This window comes from Deinococcus sp. (genome assembly GCF_025362455.1).
Lineage (GTDB): Bacteria > Deinococcota > Deinococci > Deinococcales > Deinococcaceae > Deinococcus.
In genome coordinates this window covers 1-24,513 of record NZ_JANYGJ010000041.1, presented here as the reverse complement: position 1 = coordinate 24,513, position 24,513 = coordinate 1, and the positions used below count along the sequence as shown (strand labels likewise).

General features: G+C 66.3%; 24 protein-coding genes. 13 read left to right on the top strand and 11 right to left on the bottom strand.

Annotation, left to right across the window (positions count from 1 at the left end; all coding sequences use genetic code 11):
• On the bottom strand, positions 1–1,011 hold a 1,011-nt coding region (locus Q0R23_RS02955), incomplete at its 3' end, for a cytochrome P450 (protein WP_293910202.1).
• A gap of 98 nt (positions 1,012–1,109) precedes the next feature.
• A complete protein-coding gene (locus Q0R23_RS02950) occupies positions 1,110–2,684 on the bottom strand; it encodes an NAD(P)/FAD-dependent oxidoreductase (RefSeq protein WP_293910204.1) in 1,575 nt (524 codons plus the stop codon).
• A 373-nt stretch (positions 2,685–3,057) separates the two neighbouring features.
• On the opposite strand from Q0R23_RS02950, the gene Q0R23_RS02945 reads away from it, so the two are divergent.
• Entirely contained in the window at positions 3,058–3,558 is a 501-nt protein-coding gene (locus Q0R23_RS02945; RefSeq protein WP_293910200.1) for a hypothetical protein, read from the top strand.
• A gap of 578 nt (positions 3,559–4,136) precedes the next feature.
• Here Q0R23_RS02945 and Q0R23_RS02940 read toward each other — a convergent pair.
• The 3 genes from Q0R23_RS02940 to Q0R23_RS02930 form a co-directional block, all read right to left on the bottom strand.
• Positions 4,137–4,973: an urease accessory protein UreD gene (locus Q0R23_RS02940; protein WP_293910198.1), complete on the bottom strand. Its 837-nt coding sequence runs from the start codon at positions 4,971–4,973 to the stop codon at positions 4,137–4,139.
• 16 nt (positions 4,974–4,989) lie between these two features.
• Positions 4,990–5,670: an urease accessory protein UreG gene (ureG, locus tag Q0R23_RS02935; protein WP_293910196.1), complete on the bottom strand. Its 681-nt coding sequence runs from the start codon at positions 5,668–5,670 to the stop codon at positions 4,990–4,992.
• Between the two features lie 185 nt (positions 5,671–5,855).
• A complete protein-coding gene (locus tag Q0R23_RS02930; RefSeq protein WP_293910194.1) occupies positions 5,856–6,884 on the bottom strand; it encodes an alpha/beta hydrolase in 1,029 nt (342 codons plus the stop codon).
• Positions 6,885–7,108: 224 nt separating this feature from the next.
• Here Q0R23_RS02930 and Q0R23_RS02925 point away from each other — a divergent pair, with 224 nt between their 5' ends.
• Complete coding sequence (locus Q0R23_RS02925) at positions 7,109–8,467, top strand: DUF4127 family protein (RefSeq protein ID WP_293910192.1); 1,359 nt, start codon at positions 7,109–7,111, stop codon at positions 8,465–8,467.
• Positions 8,468–8,495: 28 nt separating this feature from the next.
• Here Q0R23_RS02925 and Q0R23_RS02920 read toward each other — a convergent pair whose 3' ends face one another.
• From Q0R23_RS02920 to Q0R23_RS02905, 4 genes are all read right to left on the bottom strand, one after another.
• Positions 8,496–9,137 (bottom strand): VTT domain-containing protein, encoded by a 642-nt coding sequence (locus Q0R23_RS02920; RefSeq protein WP_293910190.1) that lies wholly within the window; start codon positions 9,135–9,137, stop codon positions 8,496–8,498.
• A 27-nt stretch (positions 9,138–9,164) separates the two neighbouring features.
• Entirely contained in the window at positions 9,165–9,887 is a 723-nt protein-coding gene (locus tag Q0R23_RS02915) for a phosphatidylserine decarboxylase (protein WP_293910188.1), read from the bottom strand.
• A 97-nt stretch (positions 9,888–9,984) separates the two neighbouring features.
• On the bottom strand, positions 9,985–10,872 hold the full coding sequence (locus tag Q0R23_RS02910) for a phosphotransferase (RefSeq protein WP_293910186.1): 888 nt from the start codon (positions 10,870–10,872) through the stop codon (positions 9,985–9,987).
• Positions 10,869–11,900: a glutamate-cysteine ligase family protein gene (locus Q0R23_RS02905; protein ID WP_293910184.1), complete on the bottom strand. Its 1,032-nt coding sequence runs from the start codon at positions 11,898–11,900 to the stop codon at positions 10,869–10,871. Before Q0R23_RS02905 ends, Q0R23_RS02910 begins: the two co-directional genes overlap by 4 nt.
• 120 nt (positions 11,901–12,020) lie before the next feature.
• On the opposite strand from Q0R23_RS02905, the gene Q0R23_RS02900 reads away from it, so the two are divergent.
• The 6 genes from Q0R23_RS02900 (at position 12,021) to Q0R23_RS02875 (ending at position 16,933) form a co-directional block, all read left to right on the top strand.
• A complete protein-coding gene (locus Q0R23_RS02900; RefSeq protein WP_293910182.1) occupies positions 12,021–13,010 on the top strand; it encodes a PIG-L family deacetylase in 990 nt (329 codons plus the stop codon).
• A gap of 8 nt (positions 13,011–13,018) precedes the next feature.
• On the top strand, positions 13,019–13,705 hold the full coding sequence (mnmD, locus tag Q0R23_RS02895; protein ID WP_293910180.1) for a tRNA (5-methylaminomethyl-2-thiouridine)(34)-methyltransferase MnmD: 687 nt from the start codon (positions 13,019–13,021) through the stop codon (positions 13,703–13,705).
• On the top strand, positions 13,702–14,646 hold the full coding sequence (locus tag Q0R23_RS02890; RefSeq protein WP_293910178.1) for an FAD-dependent oxidoreductase: 945 nt from the start codon (positions 13,702–13,704) through the stop codon (positions 14,644–14,646). The genes mnmD and Q0R23_RS02890 overlap by 4 nt, the downstream gene beginning before the upstream one ends.
• A 24-nt stretch (positions 14,647–14,670) precedes the next feature.
• On the top strand, positions 14,671–15,171 hold the full coding sequence (locus Q0R23_RS02885) for a DUF523 domain-containing protein (protein ID WP_293910176.1): 501 nt from the start codon (positions 14,671–14,673) through the stop codon (positions 15,169–15,171).
• Between the two features lie 98 nt (positions 15,172–15,269).
• Positions 15,270–16,265, top strand: a complete 996-nt coding sequence (locus Q0R23_RS02880; protein WP_293910174.1) for an isocitrate/isopropylmalate dehydrogenase family protein — start codon at positions 15,270–15,272, stop codon at positions 16,263–16,265.
• Positions 16,266–16,441: 176 nt separating this feature from the next.
• Positions 16,442–16,933 (top strand): hypothetical protein, encoded by a 492-nt coding sequence (locus Q0R23_RS02875; protein ID WP_293910172.1) that lies wholly within the window; start codon positions 16,442–16,444, stop codon positions 16,931–16,933.
• A gap of 745 nt (positions 16,934–17,678) precedes the next feature.
• Here the strand turns inward: Q0R23_RS02875 and lepB are convergent.
• Positions 17,679–18,326 (bottom strand): signal peptidase I, encoded by a 648-nt coding sequence (gene lepB / locus Q0R23_RS02870; RefSeq protein WP_293910170.1) that lies wholly within the window; start codon positions 18,324–18,326, stop codon positions 17,679–17,681.
• Complete coding sequence (locus Q0R23_RS02865) at positions 18,323–19,576, bottom strand: TCR/Tet family MFS transporter (protein WP_293910168.1); 1,254 nt, start codon at positions 19,574–19,576, stop codon at positions 18,323–18,325. Before Q0R23_RS02865 ends, lepB begins: the two co-directional genes overlap by 4 nt.
• A gap of 118 nt (positions 19,577–19,694) precedes the next feature.
• Here Q0R23_RS02865 and Q0R23_RS02860 point away from each other — a divergent pair, with 118 nt between their 5' ends.
• Genes Q0R23_RS02860 through Q0R23_RS02840 form a run of 5 tightly spaced genes read left to right on the top strand, consistent with a single transcriptional unit; the run spans position 19,695 to position 24,443 of the window.
• Positions 19,695–20,747: a bifunctional nicotinamide-nucleotide adenylyltransferase/Nudix hydroxylase gene (locus tag Q0R23_RS02860; RefSeq protein ID WP_293910166.1), complete on the top strand. Its 1,053-nt coding sequence runs from the start codon at positions 19,695–19,697 to the stop codon at positions 20,745–20,747.
• A gap of 12 nt (positions 20,748–20,759) precedes the next feature.
• Positions 20,760–21,773, top strand: coding sequence for an ADP-ribosylglycohydrolase family protein (locus tag Q0R23_RS02855; RefSeq protein ID WP_293910164.1), 1,014 nt, complete (start codon positions 20,760–20,762; stop codon positions 21,771–21,773).
• Positions 21,770–22,321: a cyclin-dependent kinase inhibitor 3 family protein gene (locus tag Q0R23_RS02850; RefSeq protein WP_293910162.1), complete on the top strand. Its 552-nt coding sequence runs from the start codon at positions 21,770–21,772 to the stop codon at positions 22,319–22,321. The genes Q0R23_RS02855 and Q0R23_RS02850 overlap by 4 nt, the downstream gene beginning before the upstream one ends.
• 29 nt (positions 22,322–22,350) lie before the next feature.
• Complete coding sequence (locus Q0R23_RS02845) at positions 22,351–23,778, top strand: nicotinate phosphoribosyltransferase (RefSeq protein ID WP_293910160.1); 1,428 nt, start codon at positions 22,351–22,353, stop codon at positions 23,776–23,778.
• A complete protein-coding gene (locus Q0R23_RS02840) occupies positions 23,775–24,443 on the top strand; it encodes a hypothetical protein (RefSeq protein ID WP_293910158.1) in 669 nt (222 codons plus the stop codon). Before Q0R23_RS02845 ends, Q0R23_RS02840 begins: the two co-directional genes overlap by 4 nt.
• The last annotated feature ends 70 nt before the right edge of the window (positions 24,444–24,513 follow it).

The following is a 24,513-nucleotide window of genomic DNA, read 5'->3' as shown; positions in this document are numbered from 1 at the left end:
CCGCTCGCCGCCGCCAAAAGGCAGGTAGGCCCAGGCCGGGGGCTTGAAGCCCGGCTGCCAGCGCTGCGGCCAGAACTCGCCGGAGCGCTCCCACAGCAGCGGGTCGCGCCCGCTCAGGTAGGGGCTGTAGAGCGCCAGCGCCCCGCGTGGAAGCTGCACGCCCCCAAACTCGGTGGCGTGGGCGATCCGGCGGCTGCCCATCCAGCCGGGTGGATACAGGCGCAGCGTCTCCTTGATGACGGCGCGGTGGCCCTCCAGGCTGCGCCAGTGCGGCCCCTGCAACTCAGGCCCGGCCAGGTGCCAGGCGGCCCAGGCCAGCGCGTGGGTGGTGGTGTCGTGCCCGGCAGCCAGCGAGATGCGCGTTTCCAGCACGCCGCCGGGCAGTCGGGCCAGCAGACTCAGCAGATCGTCGCCGCCCTTTGTCAGTCGGAGTTGAGCCAGCCGCCCCAGCTCGGCCCCGAAGCGGGCAAACAGCAGCGGGCGCGGCCAGGCCGGAGTCGGAAACGGCGACCGGAGCGGCGCCAGAAAGGCGTGCAGCAGCTCTGGCGGAAACTCGGAGCTGAAGTAGGCGGCGTTGAGCATGCCGAGCACCGCGCCGTCGGCCCAGGCCAGGGCGTCGAAGCTCGGCCCGGTCAGGAACGTTTTGTTGTGCGCCACCAGCGCGGCGCGGATGCGCTCCTGCAACGTCGCCAGGTGCGCTTTGCCGAAGCCCGGATTCATGGTCTGCCGTCTGGGGCCGTGTCCCGGTGCGTCGGTCAGGATGATCCCGCCAGCCAGGTAGGGCACCACCGCCGAGAAGCTGCCCGCGCTGCGAAACGTCTCCAGGTCGGTCAGCAGACGGCGGTTCCAGGCGGGCGAGTAGCCCACCACCGCCGCCAACCCCAGCCGCAACCCGAACAGCGGTCCCAGCGCGGCGCCCTCCTCGATCAGCGCGATGGGCGAGCCGCCCCAGCGTTGCAGGTGGCCGGAGACGGGCAGCGGCCTGGGCTGCGGCAGATCGCTGAGCTTCATGACTGACCCGACTTCATGGCTGAGCCGACTTCATGACTGAGCCGACTTCATGATTGGCCAGACTTCACAGAGAATCCGGCTTCACGAACGGTCCAGCCTCAAGCCGGAACCTCTGAGAATCCGGCGCTGCGGGGGTCGGCCTCGCCGGGCCGGTACTCCGTGGCGCCGCCCAGGTCGTCGTAGGGGAGGCCCAGCACGCTTCCGGCGCCGTTCCAGCCGCTGAGCATGCTCAGCGGCACGCCGCCGCCGGGAAAGACCGTGCCGCCGACCTGCACCAGATTGCGGGCACCGGGATGGCTCCAGCCGGGGCGCAGGCTACCCGTCAGGCCGTGCGGCGCCTGACCGTACAGGGCGCCCAGGTGGCCGGTCTGGGCGTAGACGCCGGGGTCGAGCGGCAGCCAGCCCGTCACCGGCAGCGGCTGGCCGCACTGGGCCTGATAGCGCCGCTGAACGTTTGCCAGCAGCTCGGCGCCGTAGGTGTACGGATCGGCCAGTGCCCGCGCCGTGGCCGGGGCGTTGACCAGCAAAAAGGCCCGAACGCCGTCGAGGTGCAGGTACAGCGCCGGGTCGCTGGGCAGCCTGCCAGCGGCGATGTCGCGCCACTCCTGCCGGTAGTGCTCCGGAAAAAACAGGTGATGGGCGCGGCCCAAATCGCCTTCCAGCCGAAGTTGCAGCGCAAAGCCGCTGACCCCACGCGCCGATTTGTCGGGTGCACAGCCCAGCCACTGGGCACTCAGGCTGCGGTCCACGGCGCTGACCCAGCTCTGGGCACTGAAGGCGCCCTGGTCGGTGTGGGCGCCCATGATCCGGTTGCCCGAACGAATCAACTGCTTGACGCTCACGCCGTACTCGAAGCGCACGCCCAGGCTGCGGGCGTGGTCGGCCAGGCGGGTCGCCAGGGCGCCCAGTCCGGCGTCTTCACCCTCACCCAGATGCCACACGCCCTGCCCCAGCTCGACCCAGGCGACGTTGAGCAGCACCGCCGGGGCCTGGTACGGATTGGCGCCCAGGTAGGTGGCGAAGCGCAGCCAGAAGGGGGTGAGCAGCGGCCCACTGCGCACGAACTGCGGCAATTTGGCCCAGGGCGCCGCGCCCAGTCCGTGCGCCAGGGCGTAGCGGGCCAGCTTGAGTTTGCCCGGCGGTGGCCCGAACAAAAAGGTGGGCGCCGCCGCCTGATACATCCGCTTCGAGGCGCCCAGCAGCCGGGTGTAGGACTGGCCCTCGCGGCGGCTGAGCTGAGCGAGGGTCGGGTCCAGGTTTCCGGCCACGTTCAGCGCCTCCGGGGCGAAGGTGCGGCCAGCGAGTTTGCCCGCGTAGTGGTAGGTGGTGGTGGGCCGCGCCGGGGTCAGCAGCGGCTGCGGCAGTCCCAGGCGGGCGTGAATGCCCTCAAAGATCTGCGGCATGGTCACCACCGTGGGGCCGCTGGAAAAGTCGGCCCAGCCGAGCGCCGCCTTACCACCGGGCCGGGAGAGTCGGTCGAGCACGGTGACCTGCGCCCCGGCCTGCGCCAGCCGCAGCGCCGCCGCCAGTCCGGCGAAGCCCGCGCCGATGACGATGACGGATCTGGGCCGGGCACGGTTCATATGGGCAGGATACAGGCCGCTGCCTGCTGAGACTGGGCGAAAAGAAGAGGTTAAGGCTTGCTGTGCGCGGTCGCTTCCGCCGAAAGTCAGCGAAAAAGCCTCATCCCTTTGAGTGATGTGGGGGGTGTGGTGCGCAGCTTACCTTGTGACCAGAGGAGGAGCAGGAGCCGCGCTCAGAGCGCCGCAAGACAGCACCGGAACCCGACAGGCGCCGCTGAGGCGTCTGCACCGAACTGCTGCCTTTTCCCGGTCACCGCCGCCACTCGCCAATCCCACTTGCAGACGGGCGCCGCCACCGAGTTGCGCACCGGCCTGACTGCTGCCCAGAGCAGTACTCCGAATTACGCCACGGGGAAAACAGCCTCCCCGCGCCTCCATTCTGCGTCCTGCTCAGTCAAAACTACTCGCTCCGCTCGGTCATAAAAAGACCCTTTTTATGACATCTGCTCTAGAGGAGATCACCATGAGCAAGTTCAGTACTGCCAAGTTCAACACTGTTAAAGCCAACACCGTTAAAGCCGACACCACCTTCGATGTCTCCAGCCTGATGCCCGCCGCCCTGATGCCCGCCGCCCTGCTGTGCGCCGCGCCGCTGTGCGCCGCCGTGTGGCCCGCGCAGGCAGCGGCTCGCAGCGTTGCGCCGCCTATCGTCAGTATCAGCAAGTCCCAGACCGTCAGCTACGACACGCTGTACACCGAGGCCGACTGGCAGCGCGTCCAGCTTCCCGACGAGGCTGTGGCCATGCTGGGCGATCTGGGCGCCGTCAAGCTCAGCAGCGACCTGCCCGCCAACGTCAGGGTGGCGCTCAGCACCAGGAGCGGCCCCGGTGGCACGGTAGGTCTGAGCATCAGCCGCAGCGATAAGAAGAAGGCCGTGCGTCAGATGGGCGAATTCACCCTGACCAACCCGGCCACGGGCGAGAGTTACACCTTCGCCGCGATGGTGACGGGCGGCGTCCAATAAGGGGGCAATACCGTCTAGAGCAGGACTCCGAATTACGCCACGGGGAAAACAGCCTCCCCGCGCCTCCATTCTGCGTCCTGCTCAGTCAAAACTACTCGCTCTGCTCGGTCATAAAAAGGGTCTTTTTATGACATCTGCTCTAGAACGTCAAATACAACAGGTGTCATCCTGAGCAGCGCCAAGGGTCTCGTCGTCAACAGCGAGGTCTTTTGCGCCGCTCAGCGTCTGATATGAGGCTGAGAAAAATCCCATACCTGGGGCGGGAACGCTGCTCGGTGGCCCCTCTGCAAGCCTGGGTGATGCACGCAAGTCTCTCATCTTCGTTTCTACGCCGACTTTCGCCAGATGTCTTTTTCCTTGAACCGCGCTGGGAGAGCGTTTGCGCTACCCCTCTCCCAGCCTCTCCCGCAGGGGGAGAGGAGCCAAAAACGCTGTGTTCATCGGTGTCGCTCAGTTTGTGAGAGAGATGCGTGCATCACTGAGCTCTGCAAGCAGGTCTGCGACTCACCCCGCTCCGCAGGAGAGGGGTCAACAGCGTCCAGAACGTCAAATAGAACGGGTGTTATCCTCTACGCCGCTCAGCGTCTGATCTGCAACGGTGCGGCGCCGAACAGTTGCGCCCTGATGCGCTCGCGGGCGGCGTTGAGCGCCTGATCCAGCTCCGGGCCACGTGCCGATGCGCCGCGCAGCCACACCGCTCCAGCGGCTGAGCGCCCGGTGGCCAGAGTGCCGGGCACGGCGGGCCACTCACTGAGCTCGCCGCCGCCGACCCAGACGCCGAACGCCGCGTAATCCAGCTCGCCCCACAGGCCGGGGGCGCGGGTGTGCTCGCCGGGTAAGAGCCTGAGTTGATCCAGGTACAGGCGCCGCGAATCCTGCCAGATTTCGGTGCGGCTGCGGTATTCGGCGAAGGCCAGCCGCTCGCCGCGTGCCACCCGCCCGGAGGCCAGCGTTTCGCTCAGGCCCAGCTCGGCGCCGCCCTCCAGCTCGGCGTGAATGCTCTGCACCAGCGTGCTGCCCGCGAACATCAAAGTGCGTTCCGGATAAAACTCCAGCCGCCCGCCGCCCTCGACCTGAAAGCGGATGTCCTGGGTGGCCGCCGCGCCGCCCGCCGCCCAGTCCGGCGAGGGCTGCACCCGCGTGGCCGACTGGGTGAGGACCAGCGCCCGCGCGCCGCGCCCCACCCGCACGCGAATCTCGCTGTGGTCGCCGCCGAGCAGGCCACCGCTGGGGCTGATTATAAACACCATCAGAGTGCCGCAGGGCAGCGTGAACGGGCGGATGATGAGCAGCGGCGCCTTCTGCACGTCGCGGGTCAGGACGGTCTGGCCGTGGCGGTAGTCAAACTCCAGATGCAGGACGCCGGTACGGGTCTGCCGGGTCAGGTCTGTGGTGGTTGACCCAGCGCCAGTCAACTCAGCGCCGGTCAATTCAGGCCCACTCGCGCAGCCCGCTGACCGGCGGCGCCACGTCCAGAAACAGCAGATCGTGTTCGATCCAGGCGATGATCTCGCCCACGCCCACCCCGCGCTTGAGGTCGGTGAAGACGTGGGGGCGCACCGCGCCGCCATCTGTGCGCTGCGCCCTGGCGTCCCGGTCCATCACCGCCAGGTCGGCGCCCACATACGGCGCCAGGTCGATCTTGTTGATGACCAGCAGGTCCGAGTGCCGTACGCCCGGCCCGCCCTTGCGCGGCACCTTCTCGCCGCCGGAAACGTCGAGCACGAACAGCCAGGCGTCCACCAGTTCGGGAGAAAAGCTGCTGGCCAGGTTGTCGCCGCCCGACTCGATGAACAGGAGCTGCACGCCGGGAAAATCAGCCTCCAGCGACTCCACCGCTTCCTGATTGAGTGAGGTGTCCTCGCGGATGGCGGTGTGCGGGCAGCCGCCGGTCTGCACGCCCCGGATGCGCTCCGGACTCAGCGCGGCGGCGGCGGTCAGCAGGCGCTGGTCCTCGAAGGTATAGATGTCGTTGGTGATGACGGCCAGCGAGTAGCGCACTCTGAGGCGGCGGCACAGCACTTCCAGCAGCGCCGTTTTGCCGGACCCCACCGGCCCGCCGACCCCGATCTTGAGCGGCCTGGTGGACGGGGCGGGTGCAGGGAGGCTCATGGGCCACAGTCTGGCGCATCCGGGGGCGGAGTGCGGCGTTTAGCAGTACTCCGAATTACGCCACGGGGAAAACAGCCTCCCCGCACCTCCATTCTGCGCCTTGCTGAGTCAAAACTACTCGCTCTGCTCGGTCATAAAAAGACCCTTTTTATGACATCTGCTCTGAGGCAACGAACCCCGCCTCCTCAGCGCGCCAGACTCTCCTCCAGCCCCTCTACAAAAGCGTCCTCGTCGTCGAGCCAGGGGTAGTGTCCGGCGTTGAGCAGGGTCACCTCGGCGCCCGCCAGGTCTTCGAGCCAGTGGACCTGTTCGGGATAACTGGTGCGGTCGTCCAGGCCCGCGAGCACGTAGACCTGCTTGCGAATCTCGCTCAGAAACGGCGGGTACTCGAACTCCCACAGGCCCTGATTGACCAGCGCCTGCTGGACCTCGGCGCCGCCCATCAGTTGGCCCTCCACGTCGGCGAATTCCAGGCGCATCCGGCTGGGCGCGTCGCGGAAATGCAGGGCGTTGAGCAGGTCGCGGGCGTTGATGAGCGCAAAGGCCGCCTCGATGCGGGCCGCGCCCACCGCCGGGTGCTGGCCTGCCGGGGTGCGGGCCTCCACCAGCGCTCTGGGATCGTCGAGTTTCACATTCTGGCGCTGGCTGGCCTCCCGCAGCAGCGTCAGGGCCAGGTCGGGAAACTGGACCCAGGGATTGATGACCACCACCCGGTCGGTGTGGCCGGGAAAGCGCCGGGCGTAGTCCAGCGCCAGCAGCGCCCCGAAGCCGTGGCCCAGCGGCACGATGCGCCCGATGCCCAGAAATTCGCGCACGGCCTCTATGTCGGCGCAGAGCGTGTCGAGGTCGAGCGTGTCGCCGCCCTGGTCGGTGTCGTCAAGGGGGCCGCTGCGCCCGCCGCCGCGCTGGTCGAGGTAGACCACCCGGTACGCGCTCAGCCGCTCGCCCACCAGATCGCGGAAGGTCAGCGCGTTGTAGCCGGGGCCGCCGTGCAGATAAAACAGCGTCTGGGCGCTTTCGTCCCCGCTTTCGGGCGGCGCCACCTCGAAGTACAGATCGGCGCCGTTGAGGTGCTCGTAGTAGGTCTCGCTCAGTTGATCGCCCGTGTCGGAGGCAAGGTCGTCATCGGGTAGGTCGTCATCGAGTAGGTCGTCAGCGAGGAGGTCGTCATCAAGTTCAGCGTCATCGACGTTAGGCTCGCGGTGATCGGTCATGCGGGCATTCTACGGGTGGCGGGCCAGCAGACAGCGTGCCGCTGGACCGTTTAGGTTGCTCCTGAGCGCCGCGTGAGCCTCTGTTCATCTGCCCGGCTCCACCATGCCGACGACGCCCCAGCGCCGCCCCACTCCCCACTTCCCGCTGCCCATTCCCCAGTTGCCCCAAGCCGTCATCAGCGCTCCCTCTGGCCCCCCTCATGTGTGCCCGCTAGCGTGCGGGTATGATTCGCCTTCCCGTTCGTGTTGCTCTGCGCGCTGCCTTGCTCGGCGCACTGCTGCTCGGCCCGCCCAGTCTGGCGCAGGTGCTGGTGCCGCTCGACTCGCGCCCGGCCACCAGCACGCTGCCTGCGGCCATCGCGGCGCTGGGCGGCGGCGCGGTCAGCCTGCCGCCTGCCGAGCTGCTCGGCAACGCCCAGCGGGGCGCCGATCCGGAGAAATTGCAAGCCTGGCTGGCCGGGCAGCCCACCACCGGCCCGCTGATCGTCTCGCTCGACGCGCTGGCCTACGGCGGCCTGGTGCAGTCGCGCACCAGCGACCTGAGCGCCGATCAGGCGCTGGCCCGGCTGGCGTTCCTCCGGGTCCGCGCCCGGAGCCAGCCGACCTACGCCTTCATCACCCTGCCCCGTTCGCCCGACGCCACCAACCGCGCCCGTAATCTGGAGGTCGCACGGCAGATGATGGCCTGGGCGGCGCAGGGGGTGTTCAGGGAGCTGCACGTCACCTGGGACGATGCCCTGCCCGGCTCGCCCGCGCCCCAGGAGGCCGCCGCGCTGGCCGTGGGCGCCCCCGCCAACGCCTTGCTGTATCCCGGCGCCGACGAGGTGCTGGCCTCGCTGGTGGCCCGCGCCCTGTCGCCCCAGAGCGCCAAGCTGCGCGTGGAGTACAGCGACCCGTCCAAACAGGGCGCCGTCATCAAATACGAGGGCGTCCCCCTGTCCGGCAGCGTGGCCCTGCACGCCCAGGCCAGCGGATTCGAGTTGAGCACAGGTGAGTTGAGCACAGAGAAGGCGAGCACAGAGAAGGCGAGCACCGACAGCCTGAGCACCGACAGTACCGCGCCGCTGACGCTCTACGTCTACAACGGCGGCGACTCGCGGCGATCGGCGCTGCGAATCTCAGCGCTGCTGCGCGGCGGCGCCCAGGTGGCGGTGGCCGATGTGGCCGCCGTGAACCAGGGCAACCCCAGACTGTGGAGCGACCTGGCCACGCTGCGCCGCCCGGCCAATCTGGTGGCGCTGGCTGCCTGGGGCACGCCCGGCAACAATATCGGCACGGCACTCGCCCACGCTAAGCTGGTGTTGGGCAAGGCGCAGTCGGGCACCCTGGACCCGGTGCGCCAGGACGCCCTGCTGGCCCGCGAGTACGCCAACGACGTGATCTACAGCGGTGCGCTGCGCCCCCAGGTCCGCAAGGTGCTGCCTGAGGCAAAGCTGGCGGCGCCGGGCGCGGCAAAGACCCTGGAGACGCTGGCCGCGCCCGCCTTCCCGCTGCGGCTGGGCAACAGCTATGCCCTGGACGGGGCCTCGTTTCCCTGGGCACGTTCCTTCGAGTGGCAGTTCGATCTGAGGACGCTGCCCTGAGCAGGACGTTTCCCTGGGCACGTCACGTTCATTCCCTGACCGGGCCGTCCAACTCCGGCGTCGGCTGGGCGTCTTGCAGGGCCTCGCGGCGGATACGGCGGCGGCGCAGGATCAGGAAGACCGGCACGCCGACGACGACCAGCGCGGCAATACCGTAGGTCTGAAAACGGTGCCAGATTTCGATGAAGGCCAACCCGCCCAGCCACATCCCGACCTGCCAGACCGCCGTCCAGGTCAGGGCGCCGATAAATGAACAGGCGATGTAGGGCAGCACTGCCAGCCCCGATGTCCGGGCGTACAGAATAAACAGGGTGCGCAGCGGCCCGAACCAGCGGCTGATGACGGCCATCCAGGGGCCGTAGCGCTTCAGCAGGCTCTGAATCTGAAGCAGGCCCAGGCGTTTCTGGGTCTTTTGCGAGATCATCCGCAGGCCGCGCGGCCCGATGTAGTACCCGATCAGGTTGCCGATGGTGTTGCCGATGGTGCCGATCAGGATGGATTCCCAGAGGGTGGTCTGCCCGTTTTTAATCAGCAGGCCCAGCGCCAGCATGCTGCCCTCGTAAGGTACGAAGGGAATGCCGATGCCTTCCAGAATCAGCAGCAAGAAATTGACGAACTGGACGAGCTGCGGGTTCAGCGTCTCCAGCCAGTGCAGTACGGCGTCAACCATTATTCTGTCTGGGCATCAGTCCGGTTTTTATGGCTTGCCCAAGCGGGCAATCGGCGTCTGGGCGCCGTAGACCTGATCGCCCACGCCCACCAGGAAGTCGACCTCGCCGAAAATAAACAGGTCCACCTGCGAGCCGCGCTCGATGAAGCTGATCTTCTGGCCGGGGCGCAGCAGCTCGCCCACCGCCACGTAGGTGCTGATCTTGTTCACGAACTTGTCGGCGATTTCGACCATCGCCACCTTGACCCGGCCCGACTCGATGAACACCGTCTGGCGCTCGTTTTCCAGGGCGTAGCGCTTGGCGAAGAGGTCCACCGCCCGCCGCAGGTAGGTGAGCTGGATGTATTCCCACAAGTCCACCATCGGCAGATTGAGCTTGGCGCCGTTGTGGACGATGCCGCTGATGGTGCCCTTCATCGGCGCGTAGTTGAAATGCACGTCCAGCGGCGACATGTAAATGCCGATCAGCCAGCCGTGGCCGGGCGTCTCGCCTTCAGGCCACTCGGCATGGGTGATCTCGCTGACCTTGATCTTCTCGCCCAGCTTCTCGCTGACGACCAAACCGTTCTCGACGCGGCGCACATACACCACCTGGCCGTCGCAGGGGCTGGTGATCAGGTCGTCGTCCTGGGGCGTGATCCGCACCGGGTCGCGGTAAAACCAGACGCGCTGCAAAAACACCAGCACAGCGCCCCAGATGAGCACGAACGGCAACAGCCGCCGCAAAAAAGTCAGCAGAAACTTGAGCATCCTGTCAGTGTATCAAAGGGCTGTGAGGCGCAGGCGGGACCAGTGGACGGGCTCAGAACGTTGGACAGGCGCTCAGGTTGGTCTCCCCAGCGGCGCTTCAGGGGAAAAGTTGTGGCTGCTTCATCCAGAGGCCCAGGTCCATATCGCCCTGCACCTCTAGCAGCCGGTAGAGGAAGCGGTAGACCGTCCGAACCTCGGTGACGGGCGGCAGCGGGCGCACCTGTTCGTAACCGTGTCGGAAGTGGTCGGCGCCCGGTTCGTCCAGCAGATAGTCCAGCGCGATGAGATCGAATTCCGGTGGCGCCATCACGAACGCCTCGGTATCGACGAGCGCACCCAGGCGGCCACCCTCACTCAGAAACTGGCTGGGATCGAGGTCGATCATCAGCGGGCAGGCGCAGGCCGGGGCCGGAAGCTGCTGGAGCTGTGCCAGAACGCTGGGAAGCGCGACCTTGATCTCGGTGCCGACATAAAACCGCTCCACCAGCGCCTGCATGACGGTTGCCAGCCGGGGATGAAAGTCAGCCAGGTCGGCCCGTACCCGCCCGGAGGGATGGCCCCACCAATCCAGCTTACGCGCGTGCAGCCGCGCCAGGCCGGTGCCCAGTTCGGTCAGCAGCTCGGCGCCCTGCCCTACAAAGCTGTCCAGCATCTGCCCCGGCACTGTTTCGAGCACGGCGTAAGAGCGCTCCGGATTGCTGACCACCCGCTTGACCTGTGGCACCCGGAACGCGCCCAGACGGCCCAGCAGAGCATTGATGGTCTGCAAGTCCTCTAGCCGTTGTGGATCGGTGCCGAACAGCTCGCGCAGGCCCCACCAGAAGGGGTTACCCTGCGCCGCGCCGGGCCGGGGACTGCGCACGATGCAGATACCGCTCGCCGTCTGGACCTGCCACACGTCGCTGGCATGACCCGAATATCCAGGGCTGAGCACCGTCATGCTCAGAACCGGCTCGTCGAAGAGGTGCTGAAGCTCAGCCGTCATTTCTTCTTGTTCTCCACATATGCTTTCCGGGCGATGGCGGGCAGCCTGGGCAGGTAGTAGCGGGCAAAACCTGCCGGACCCTGCCACCAGGGCGGCGGCGTGGTGGGGGTGCCCAGATCCTGCCACTCTCCGCTGCGCCACAGCCCGTCGAGGTGGGCGCAGGTGCTGGCCCAGCCGAAGAGGTCAGTGTGTGAGCGTACCCGGTCCGCTTCGGTGTGCGCTGTCCAGGCCGGATCAAAGCCGACTCGCCATTCCAGCTCGGCGGCGCGTTCGCGCAGGGCCGGACCGGGGGCGTGCAGCAGCTCGCGGCGCAGGTCGTTGTAGTCCTCGCGGCTCCAGGGCAGCGTGCCCGGCAGCCGGGCAATGCCTTCCACCGCTCTGAGCACGGCCCACAACCGGTCCGGGTCGGGCACGGGGTCGAGCACCCGCAACTCGATGGTGCCCAGCCGCCGCGTGATAATCAAATCCTGAAAACGCTCATAGGGGTCCGGGCCGAGTTCGCCCAGCGCGAAGGAGCTGGCGACGCGGGAGAGCGGCCCGCCGGGTGACCCGCCTGCGAAATACGGGCTGCTGGCGCTCGCCCAGGCCAGCACCGGCAGGAAGTAGGCCAGGTTGCCGTAAACCCGGTCCCGCTCATGCGGGGCGACGCCGATGTGGATGTGCAGCCCCGCCGTGTGGTAGCGGTCGCTGCCCGGCAGGCTGCCCAGCGCCACCAGTTGCCCGCCGGTAAAGCTGCGCGACAGCTCTGCCCGGCGCGAGAGGGCGGCAGCAAACAGCGTGGCGGCGCCGTACTCGACGCGGGTGCTGACCTCCACGCTGCTCATGACCTCACGGCGGGCCGCCGCGCCGCGCCGGAAGTTGGTGGCGGTGCCGCCCCAGTTGCGCTTCGGGTCTTGCCACAGCAGCCCGCCCATCGGCCAGAGGCTGCCCAGATGGGTCCGGCGTGGTTGACCGCTGTGGCCGTAGAGCACGAAGACTTCTTCCTCCAGGCCGAAGGTGAGGGCGGGGTCGGGCGCGGCGCGGGACATGCCAGCGAGTATAGAGAGCCGGGGCACAGGTGGCGGCGCCTGGTTTGTTCCCACAACCCACAACCCACAGCCCACCTCCTTCATCTCACCTTCAGGGGCCGCTCTATAGTGGCGAGGCTGATGCGCCTTCGCCCCCCTCGCCGCTGGAAGCGCCTGACGGCTGTGTTCATCGTCATAGCGCTCATCGCCGCGTTCATCAACGGCTGGTACTGGCTGCCCACCGGACGCCTGACGGTCAATCAGGTCACGGCGGCGGCGGCCCGGCTGCCGGTCATGGCGCCGCTGTCTGGCCGCCTGCTGTTCGTCTCGCCCCACCCCGACGACGAGACGCTGGCGGCGGGCGGCATTTTGCAAGACGTCATGGCGCGTGGCGGCCAGGTCTATGTGGTCTTTTTGACCAGTGGCGACGGCTTCGATATGGACGCCCGCGCCACCAGCCGTAATCTCCGGCTCACTCACGCCGACTTGCTGCGCCTGGGCCTGCGCCGGATGAAGGAGGCCCGCGCCGCGACCCTGGCGCTGGGCATTCCGGCCAGCCACATCACCTTTCTGGGCTTCCCCGATCAGGGCTTGACCTCGGTGTACCTGCAAAACTACCTGGTGCCGTACACCAGCGTGCATACCGGCGTCAACCGGGTGCCCTACGCCGGAACACTGGCGCCGGGCAGGCCCTACACCGGCCAGGAACTCGAAAAACAACTGGCGAGCGTCTACGATCAGGTCAACCCCGACATCGTGCTGGCGCCCAGTGCCCAGGACGGCCACCCGGACCACCGCACGGCGGCGTATCTGGCCTCGCGCCTGGCCTCGGTGCGCCGCGAAACGCTGTACTACTACCTGGTCCACGGCGGGCTCGAATGGCCGCTGCCCAAGGGCCTGCACGCCGGGTTGCCGCTGGTGCCGCCGCGTCCCTTTTCGCAGGGCCTCCAGTGGCACCGTTACCCGCTGACCGACGCCCAGCGCGAGGGCAAGATTAGGGCCATCCGCGCTTACCAGACCCAACTGATGGTGGTGCCGCGCTTCATGTGGGCCTTCGTGCGCCAGAACGAGCTGCTGCTGCCCGCCCCGGCCCAGGGCGACCCGATTCCGCCCGCCGATCTGGGCAAATGAAGGTGGGCGTGAATGTTCGGGCCACGGTCCAAGCCACCGTTCAAGCTACGGTTCAAGCTACGGTTCAGCTCGATCCCCACAACCTGCTGAGTGTTCGCTTCAGCGAACGCTACGGCTCGCACTACGGCGCCGCGCAGCAGTCCCGGCGGGTCTTCGTGGAGGGCGGCGGCGTGCTGCGACACGACTCGCCCCGCGTGCTGGAAGTCGGCTTCGGCCTGGGCCTGAACTGGCGCACCACGCTGGAGGCGCTGGACGGGGATGCACTCGACTACCACGCCTACGAAGCCTATCCGCTGAGTGCCGCCGAGCTGGCAGGCGTGGCGCCGGGCGAGAGGCACCCGCTCTGGCTGGCCTTGCTGGACGGCTGGGACGCGGCTGTTATGGCCGGACATCTGGACCTCGCGCACGGCGCCCAGCGCCTCCGGATCGACTTTATCGACGCCACCACCGCGCCGCTGCCCCGCGTCTGGGCGCACGCCGTCTACCTCGACGGCTTCAGCCCGGCCCGCAATCCTGAGCTGTGGACACCGGACTTCCTGGCGCGGCTGGCGTCCAGCCTGGCTCCAGGTGGGCGGCTAGCGACCTACAGCGCGGCGGGGCATGTGCGGCGCGGTCTGATGGCGGCGGGCCTGACGGTGGAGCGCTGTCACGGTCTGGTCGGCAAGCGGGAGTTTTTAGTGGCGCACAAACAGTGAAGCTTCTGGTGATCGGCGGCGGTATGGCGGGCGCCTCGGTGGCCTACTGCGCTGCCCAGTGCGGTCTGACGGTCACGCTGCTGGATGCCGGATCGCCCCGCTCCAGCGACGTGCCCGCCGCACTTCTCAACCCGGTACGCGGCCAGAGCGGCAGCGCCCCGGCGCAGAGTCTGGACGGCCTGCGCTGCACCTGGGCCTTGATCGCTGAGCTGGAACAGGCCGGATTTTCCGTTCCACACGGCCAGACCGGCGTGCTGCGCCCCGTGCCCGACGCCAGAACCGAGCGCAAGTGGCGGGCCAACCTGCCGGGCGAGCTGACGCACACCTGGCGTGACCCCGAACAACCCGGCTGGCACCGCGTTCTGGAGATTCCGGAAGGCGGCTGGGTCAGCGGCGCGGCGTTGGTGAAGGCGCTCAAAATGGCGTCCGGTGCAGCGCTTGTGCGCGGCCAGGCCACCGCAGTCACGTCCAGCAGCGTTCGACTGGCGACCGGCGAAGTCCTGAGTGCCGATCTGGTCGTGTGTTGCGGCGGCTCGGCGGGTGCGGGAACGCTGTCACCGGCAGGCACCCACCGTGCTGGAAGCCTGCTGCTGCTCGACCAGGCGCCCATCCAGCCGCTGAGTTTCGGCGCCTACCTGTCGCCTGGGGTGGTCGGTGGCGTCCTCGGTGCCACGTATGAAGCTCCGGCCACGTCTCATGCTGAGGCGCTGGCACGCGGCTTACCCCTGCGCTCGCTGAGCTGGCTGCTGGACAAGGGCTCGGCCCTCACGCCGCTCTCCGGTACGCGCATCACAGGCCGCTGGACCGGCGTGCGGCTCTCGCCGCTGAACTTCGGGCCTGACGAACAGGGTGTCTGGCACCTCTCCGGGCTGGGCAGCAAGGGCTTTTTGCTGGGGCCGCTGCTGGCGCGGGCGCTGGTCGAATCGTTACTGACGGCCTGAACGGAATGGCTCATACTCAGCGACATGCACCGCATCCTCGTCAGCGCCTGCCTGCTCGGCTTTCATGTGCGCTACAACGGCACCGACGCCGCGTCAGCCTGGCCCGACCTGGAGGCCCTGAACCGCTGGCAGGCCGAGGGCCGCATCGTTTCGTTTTGCCCCGAACTGGCAGGTGGCTTTCCAGTGCCGCGCCCACCGGCTGAGATCGTCGGCGGTCAGGGCCGTGACGTGCTCTCAGGCACCGCCCAGGTGATCGAGGCGGGCGGCAACCCCGTCACCGACTACTTCGTGCGCGGCGCCCGGCTCGCTCTGGCGCAGGCTCAACGCTTGGGCATCCGGGTAGCGATTCTCAAGGAAGGCAGCCCCTCGTGCGGCGTGCATACGCTCTACAGCGGCGATTTTTCCGGCACGCTGAAAGCCGGGCGCGGCGTCACCACCGAACTGCTGGAGCAGCACGGCGTCCGTGTCTTCAGCGAAGCGCAGACCGCTCAGGCTCAAACCTACCTGGCATACCTCGAACGCTGAATCCCTGATCTGTTCCCACTTCCCACTTCCCACTTCCCTGATCTGTTCCCACAGGCCACACGCCACAAGCCTCCCTAACCCCTTACACTGTCCCCACTATGGCCAAACACCGCATTGCACTGATCGAAGGCGACGGCATCGGCCACGAAGTCATTCCCGCCGCCCGCCGCGTGCTGGACGCGCTGGGCTTCGACGCCGAGTACGTCGAGGCCCACGCTGGCTACGAGTACTTTCTGGATCACGGCACGTCTACCCCGGACGCCACCTACGAGGCGGTGGAAAACACCCACGCCACCTTATTTGGCGCGGCCACCAGCCCCACCGACAAGCCCAAGGGCTTCCAGGGCGCCATTCGCCACCTGCGCCAGAAGTACGGCCTCTACGCCAACGTCCGCCCCACCAAGACCCGCCCGGTGCCCGGCGCCTTTCAAAACGTCGATCTGGTGATCGTGCGCGAGAACACCCAGGGCCTCTACGTCGAGCAGGAGCGCCTCTACGGCGACACCGCCATCGCTGACACGGTGATTACGCGGGGTGCCAGCCAGGCTATCGGGCAGTTCGCCACCCGGCTGGCCATGACGCGCCGCCAGCAACTCACGGTGGTCCACAAGGCCAACGTGCTGCCGGTGACGCAGGGCCTGTTCCTGAACACCATCATGGACGAGGCCAGACTCATTGACGGTCTGAATCTGGGCACCATGATCGTGGACAACGCCGCCATGCAGCTCGTTCGTAACCCCCAGCAGTTCGACGTGCTGGTCATGACCAACATGTTCGGCGACATCCTGAGCGACCTGGCCGCCGGGCTGGTCGGCGGGCTGGGCATCGCGGCCAGCGGCAACATCGGCGACCAGTTCGGCATCTTCGAATCGGTCCACGGCTCGGCGCCCGACATCGCCGGAAAGGGCGTGGCCAACCCTACCGCCACCGTCCTGGCCGCCGTGCTGATGCTCCAGCACCTCGGCGAAGCGGAGCTGGCCGCCAAGCTCGACAACGCCGTGAACCGCATTCTGGAAGAAGGCCCCCGCACCCGCGACCTGGGCGGCACGGCGGGCACCGAGGAGTTCACGCGGGCGTTGATCGGGATGCTTTGATGGGAAGTGGGCAGTAGGAAGTGGGGAGTGGGAACGGCGAAGGGCTGGGTGAGCCTTTGCCGTTTTTCCGTGTCAGGGTCGAGAAGACGGTAGAGCACAGGGCCTCTACACGGATATTCATCTGTTCCTACTTCCCACTCCCCACTTCCTACTCCCCTTTTCTCTACACTGCCCACATGGCAGACCTCGACGGACGCATCGGCGGCCTCACCGCAGGCTACGACCTTCACGCCGACTGGGACGGCGAACGCCTCCACGGGCGCATCGGTGGCCGTCTCAACGGCAAGGACATCGACCTGAAGTTGCGCGGTGAACGGGTGGACGGGCGTGTCGGCGGCCACATCAAGGGCTTCGACGCCGACGGGGATGTGAGCGCTGGCCGCGTTCAGGTTCGGCTCGGCGGGCACATCGAGGGCGACGACGTGAGCCTGAACATCAACGGCGATAGGGTCCGGGGCCGCTTCTCCGGGCGCCTGGACGGTAAAGATTTGGATTTGCACCGTGACGGAGACCGCCTCAGAGGCCGCATCGGGGGTCTGATCGACGGCAAGGACGTGAACCTGAGCATCGGCAACGTGCCGCTGGCCCTCGCCGCCCTGGCCGCCGCCTGCGCCTACAAGGCCCTCGAAGACGAACAGGAGCAGCGGGAAGACGGGCGGGAGGGGTAGGGGTATGGCTTGCCTGGACCAGCGCCGACCCTGAAGCTGCTGGTCCGGTATCGTTGAGTGAATGACACGCTGGGCAGATATGCAACTCGGTTTGACCAGCTACCCCCTGAGCCATCTGGAGCCGTTTGAGTGTGAGTTTGTACAGTCAGGCACGGTAGATAAGGCGCCGGTTGTCTATCAGATGTGGGTTCACTTTAGTCACCACTGTTTCACAGAAAGTCCAGAACCGGACGATGACCCTGCATTTCAGTATTCGGCAGCCCCTGGCAGAGACATTCGCACATTTGACCCCACTCGATATGCCCTATCGTTTTGGCTGCCTGAGCTTGTGCGCTCACTGGTAGGTCGCAAGTGCTACCACACCTGACACGGCCACTACTTTACGATTGAGCTGATCGAGAGCGGTGCCCGTGTGGAATATGAGGTGTATTTCAAACCCTATAAGGTTGGCAAGCAACTCAGGTTGGTTGTTGAAAGCGCTCTCCCACGTGATCCATCACGCCTGGCAAATCGCTCTAAAACTAAGCCGGTAAGCTTTGAAATTCTGCTCCACAACACGCGAGCGGGAAAAACAACCAGGCCAGGCCGGTAAACAAGCAACAGGGCCACCCGTGGGCAGCCCTGCATGGGTGCAAAAAAAGCTGAATCCTCTTGGGTATGGCCACACTTGGGTGGAAGCCCTCGTGGGCGGGACTAGAGCACAACGGTTTCCCGGTTCAGCGCACACCCTGGTGACTGAAGTTTACTAGAAAAGAAGGTGTTTGTCAGCAAAGTGTTTGTCAGCATTGAAGGGATGGTGTGCAGCGTCTCCGTGTCCCCACGGCCAAAGCCGCACATCTGCCGTGCCCGCCACATCCCGCACGCTGACGGCGCCGTAGAAGCGCGAGTCCACGCTCTCGGCCAGGAGGCGGTTGTCGCCCAGCACGTAGACGCTCGAAGGTGGCACCCGCACTGGCGCCTCGTCCTGCGCCGCCGCGCCGCTGGCGTAGGGCTCGACCACCCGCTCACCGTTCACCCGCAGCAGCCCGTTTCTGATCTCCACCACGTCGCCCGGCAGCCCGACCACCCGTTTGATGTTGTAGGGCCGGTGGCGCAGGCTGTAGAGCCCGCCGAAACTCAGGGTTTCCCAGGCATATTCACTGTCTGGGGGCGCTTTGAAAATCACGATATCGCCGCGCCGGTAGGGGAGAGGCGTCAGCCGCCAGGCGTGCCCCCAGCGAGGGAATTTCAGCAACAGCATCACTGCCCCACTATGCAAGCTGGGATTCATGCTGTTGCCGTCCACGCGGGCGATGGTCAGGCCGAAGGTGGACACCAGCCACAGCAGCGCCAGCGGCAGCATGATCTCGCGCCAGACGCGCTGTAAGATGCGCGGCCCCAGGGGCGGCTTCAAGCGCTGACGGCCCCCGGTTTGCCCGTGCCGGGAATGCGCCGCAGCACCGTCCAGGCAATCAGCGTGCCCAGCGCCGAGGACAGGGCGCCCATCAGGAAGGCGGCGCCGGGAAACTGGATGGCCGCGCCGCCGCCGTTGAAGGAGGCGAAGACGTAGGTCGCTATCAACGGCCCCACCACGCCTACCACGCTACCCAGCGCCGTCAGGGCGCCCTGGACACGGCCCTGCTTGGACTCGGAGACCTGGCGGCTGATGAGCCCCTGGAGCGCCGGACCGGCCAGCCCGCCCAGGGCGCCTGCCACCAGCGAGACGTACATCAGCAGCGAGGTGCGCGAGAAGGCCAGGAGCAGCATTTCCAGCACGCCCATCACCAGCCCGAACATGATGGCCCGCCGCTCGCCCAGCACCCTCACCGCCCAGCCGATCAGGCCGCCCTGCACGATGGCGGTCAGCAAACCGAAGGTGGCCAGCGCCAGGCCGTTTTGCCCTGGCGTCCAGTTCAGCACGCCCTCGGTGTAGAGCACCCAGGTCGAGAAGATGACCTGCCCGGCCAGGTTCAGCAGCAAAAACGCCCCGGCCAGTTGTCCGACAATCGGGTAGGCCGAGAGCGCCGAGAGCGGCTTGAAGGGATTGAGATCATTCCGGTTCAGCCGGGCGCCGCGCAATTCCCTGGGCAGCGATTCGGGCAGCACGAACAGGCCGTACAGAAAGTTGAGCAGCGAGAGCCCGGCGGCGAAGACGAACGGCAATCTCAGCCCGTATTCGCCCAGCAGCCCGCCCAGCGCTGGCCCCAGAATAAAACCCACCCCGAAGGTGGCGCCCAGCAGCCCGAAATTCTTGGCCCGGTCTTCCGGCGCGGACACGTCGGCGATGTAGGCGTTGGCGACGGTCAGGCTCGATCCCGCAATGCCCGCCAGCACGCGGCCCACGAACAGCCAGGCCAGGCTGGGCGCCAGCGCCAGCAGAATATAATCCAGCCCGATGCCCAGCAGGCTAAGCAGCAGCAGCGGCCTGCGTCCGTAGCGGTCTGAAAGCCGCCCCAGGACCGGCGCGAAGACGAACTGCATGGCGCCGTACACCGCCGAGAAGATGCCGATGTAGCGCGCACCCTCCACCGCCGACCCGGCCAACTGTTTGACCAGCTTCGGCAGCACCGGAATAATCAGCCCGATGCCCATGATGTCGATCAGCGCGGTGATGAGGATAAAGATCAGGGCGGCTTGTGGCCTGTGCAGTGTGGGCCTTCGCATCCGGGTAGCTTAGCAAGGCGGCGCCATGAGCAGATCAGCAAGGTGGCGCAGCGGTGGAGGGATGAACCTGGCCTGAACGACTCACCATTCTAATAATCATTAGAGTAGTTTATGAGACATGACTGAGCCACCTCTCCCTCCCATACCGGTCCGCGCCCGCAAGCGCACCTTCGGCGTCTACATCGGGCGCTTCGAGCCGCCGCACGCCGCGCACCTGGAGGTGATGACGGAGGCTCTGGGGCAGGTGCAGAAGCTGATCGTGGTGATCGGCTCGGCGCGGGCGGCCCGCAACATCAAAAACCCCTTTACCGCCGACGAGCGCCAGCAACTTATTCTCGATCTGCTGCTAGACGCCGGAATCAAAGCCAGCCGCCTGCTGTTCGTGCATGTGCGCGACTACTTCTACAACGAGTCGCTGTGGCTTTCCGAGGTCCAGCGCGGCGTGGCGGCCCACACGCACGGCAGCGGCGACATCGCCCTGATCGGGCACCTCAAGGACGAAAGCAGTTACTACCTGCGCTCCTTTCCAGCCTGGGAATTCCTGCCGACGCATGTAGTCAGTTCGCTCAGCGCCACGGCAGTTCGCCGCGCCTACTTCGGGGGCGAGCTGGAGCGGGTCCGGCAGATGGTGCCGCCCGCCGTCTGGCGCTTTCTGGAGGCGTTTGCCCGCACGCCCGACTTTGCCGCCCTCACAGACGAATATCAGTACGTGCAGGACTACCGCGCCGCCTGGGCCGGGTCGCCGTATCCGGCGGTCTTCGTGACCACCGACGCCGTGATTATCCGCAGCGGGCATGTGCTGCTGGTGCGGCGCGGCTCCGAGCTGGGGCGCGGGCGCCTGGCCATGCCGGGCGGCTTCCTGAACGTCGCGCAAACGCTGCTGGCCTCCTGCATCCGCGAGGTGGTGGAGGAAACCGGCCTCCAGACCGGCGACCTGAGCACGTATCTGCGCTCGCAGGCGGTCTTCGACTATCCGGACCGCTCCCTGCGCGGACGCACCATCACCCACGCCTTCCAGTTCGACCTCGGTATAGGGCAGTTGCCCATATTGCGGCCCGGCACCGACGCCGCCGAGGCGCTGTGGACGCCGCTCAGCGAGGCCCTGGCCCAGCCGGAGCAGTTCTTCGAGGACCACCACGCCATCATCGAGCACTTCGTGATGCGCGGGTGATGAGAGGTTGAAATGAACGAACTGGACAAAATATCGGGCATCCTCTACGGCTCGGCCTACGGCGACGCCCTGGCCGCGCCCACCGAATTCACCCGCGACCTGGACCGCATCCGCCTTCAGTTTCCGCCGAATGGCCCGACGACCATTCACACAGGCCGCGTCACCGACGACACCCAGATGATGCTCGCCGTCGCCCGTGCCCTCTTGGACACGCCGGAGCTGAATGCCCAGGCCAGTGAAGGTCCGCTGCGCCGCGAGTTCGTGAAGTGGCTCCACGACCCGGAGAACACCCGCGCCCCCGGCAATACCTGCCTGAGCGCCTGCCGCAACCTGGAACGCGGCGGCAGATGGCAGGCCGCCACCATCCACGCCAGCAAAGGCTGCGGCGCCAACATGCGGGTGCAAGCGGCAGGAATTATTCCTGACGCCGACGCCCGCGCCGGGTACGCCCAGTTCCAGGCGGCGCTGACGCACGGCCATCCCACCGCCCTGGCCGCCAGCGATCTGACCGCCGAGGCTATCTGGCTGCTGCTCAGTGGCGCCGCGCCTGCCGACTTGCCCGCCGCGCTGACCCGCTACGCCCGCGCCCAGCGCAGCGTCTACCGTGAGGGCTGGCTGGGCGAGCTGTGGCGAGCGGCAGGCTACGCCAGCCCGGAAGCGTACATACGCTTCGGCTGGGATGAGTGCCTGGGCGTGCTGGCCGGTCTGGAACGCGCCGCAACCGGCATTCCCGAAGACGCTGATCCCTGCGACTTCACCGGGGAAGGCTGGATTGCCGAGGAAGCCTTTGCCACCGGCCTGCTGTGCTTCCTGCTGACGCCGGATGATCCTGTAGAGGCCCTGCGCCGCGCTGCCGTCACGAGCGGCGACAGCGACTCGCTGGCCTGCCTGGCCGGGGCGTTTGCCGGTGCCCACCTGGGCCTGAGCGCCTTTCCGGATAAGTGGCTGGGCCAGATCGAGTACGGCGATGAGCTGCGCGACTGTGCTGAAGGACTCGCCCGTATGGGCCAGGCGGTGAACGTATGAACATCCAGACCAGCATCAGCAATCCCATCCGCTTTGACGTGATCGAGCCCGCCGACTGGAGCGGGCGCCTGGGCCTGACCATCGCGCCGGGCAAGAAAGGCGAGTCGATGCAGTCCGGCTACCGCCACGAGCGCGACCTGAGCGCCGATTTTGCGGCGCTGAAAACGGCGGGCGTGGACCTCCTCGTCAACCTGATGGAGCTGCCGGAAGGCCTGCGCTACGGCATGGCCGACTACGACGCCGAAGCTGAGCGTCTGGGCCTGGCGGTGCGCCGCTTCCCGATTGTGGATGTGAAGGTGCCCAGCGACATTCAGGCGTTCTCTGAACTGGTGTCCGAACTGCACGCCGAGCTGACCAGCGGCAAAACCGTCGTGGTGCATTGCCTGGGCGGGAAAGGCCGTTCGGGAACGCTGGCGGCCTGCCTGCTGATCTATGGGGGGATGAACGCCGAGGACGCCATCACCCTCACGCGGCGGTGTCGCCACGAAGCCATTGAGGCCGCACAGCCGCAGTTCGTCCGCAGCTTCTACAACTACCTTTACCGCTGACCTCCCCTTTATCCACAAGGAGCGCCGCCATGACCCTACTCGCCGACAACAACATCATCCTCGATACCGACAGCTACAAGTCCAGCCACTTTCTCCAGTACCCGCCCGGCACCACGCGGCTGTTTTCTTACCTGGAATCGCGGGGCGGGCGCTTCCCGGCTACCCGCTTTTTCGGCCTCCAGTACCTGCTCAAGCGCTACCTGAGCGTTCGCGTCACCGCTGAGATGGTCGAGGAAGCCCGCACCCTCATCACCGCGCACGGCGAGCCGTTCCCCTATGACGGCTGGATGCACATCGTAAACGCCCACGGCGGCAAACTTCCGCTCGAAATCCGGGCCGTGCCGGAAGGCATGCTCATTCCCGTCCACAACGCGCTGATGACCGTCACCAACACCGATCCCGCCGTGCCGTGGCTGCCCGGCTGGTTCGAAACGGCTCTTATGCGTGTCTGGTATACAACCACAGTCGCCACCCAGAGCTACTACCTCAAGCAGATTCTGCGCGAGGCCCTGGAGAAAACCTGCGACGACCCGGACGCCGAGCTGCCGTTCAAGCTGCACGACTTCGGCTCGCGGGGCGTATCGAGCCGCGAGAGCGCGGGCCTGGGCGGGCTGGCGCACCTGATCAACTTTCAGGGCTCTGACACCCTGGAAGCCTTGCGGACCGCTCGCAACTACTACGGAGCCGACATCGCCGCCTACAGCATCCCCGCCGCCGAGCACAGCACCATCACCAGTTGGGGCAAGGAGCACGAAGTGGACGCCTACCGCAACATGGTCCAGATGTTCGGCAAGCCAGGCGGGCCATTCTCGACTAAAACTTTCGCGGTGGTGAGCGACAGCTACGACCTCAAGTACGCCATCAACGTCCACTGGGGCGAGACCCTGCGCGAACTGGTCAAGGCCAGCGGCGCCACATTGGTCGTGCGGCCCGACAGCGGCGACCCGGCGGCGATGGTCCGCCTGGCCGTGCGTGCCCTGGCCGCCAAGTTCGGCACCACCACCAACAGCAAAGGCTATCTGGTCCTCGATTCGGTGCGGGTCATCCAGGGCGACGGGGTAGACGAGAACTCGATCCGTGAGATCTTGCAAAACCTGATCGTGGACGGGTTTTCCACCGAAAACGTCGCCTTCGGCATGGGCGGAGCGCTGCTGCAAAAGGTGGACCGCGACACCCAGCGTTTCGCCTACAAAGCCAGCGCCGCGCTGATTACCGGGCCAAGTGTTGATGGGAGCGGGGGCGAATACTTCCAGCCCATCTACAAAGACCCGGTGACCGACCCCGGCAAGCGCAGCAAAGACGGCGTGCTCGACCTGGTGATGGAAAACGGACGCTTCGTGACCAGGCAGTATCAGACCTTCGCCACCGAGTACCCAGGTTCAGTGATGCGCGTGGTGTACCGGAACGGGGAAGTGCTGGTGGATGAGACGCTGGACGTGGTGCGGGGGCGGGCGTGAGCCAGCAGTTGGAACGATTTCTACCGATCTTGTCGACTATTCCAGGCGTCAACATTCCGGTGACTTTGCTTCAGGGAGCTTACATTGCTGCCAGTCAGCGAAAAATCGAGCAATTTGAACAGGCGCTGAAGTACGAGGTCGCCTTGCTGAATCAGAAGGTGGAGGCCGGGAAGCTCATTCTGGACAGGGAATATGTCAAGTCGGAAGCGTTCGCAGCCAATGTGATGCAGGCGCTGCGAGCGGCGGAAATTGCCGAGACGGATGACAAGTTGAGATTCATTGCTCGCGCATTGGCTGGGTGTTCTTTGAGTTTCCCACGCCCTGCTCTGGACAAGTCTCAAACTATGCGAATAATTGAGGGGATATCGGATAGAGAACTAAGAGTGTTCGTTGAGTATTTTCAGATTCTTGATCCGATAGATCCGTATCAGGATTTAATTCCGAACGACAGTACCGTGTCCGTCGCCGGGCTTACTCGACAAGAATTTGTTGCTGCTTTACTGGGTTTGCAACAGCTTGGGCTGTTTTCGAAGGAAAATTTGACGGACCGGGATGGGAAGTGGACCAGTACTCCGCATGACTCCGGATCAGGTTTCGCATGGAAACTCACTGCCCTAGCCCGGCAGGTCGCGTCCCTCAGCCGTGTGGGGCCGGAGGAATCATGACGCACAACTGGCTCGATACCCTCTTCCCGCCCAATGCCGAACGCACCGTGCCCTGGCCGGAGCACGGCGA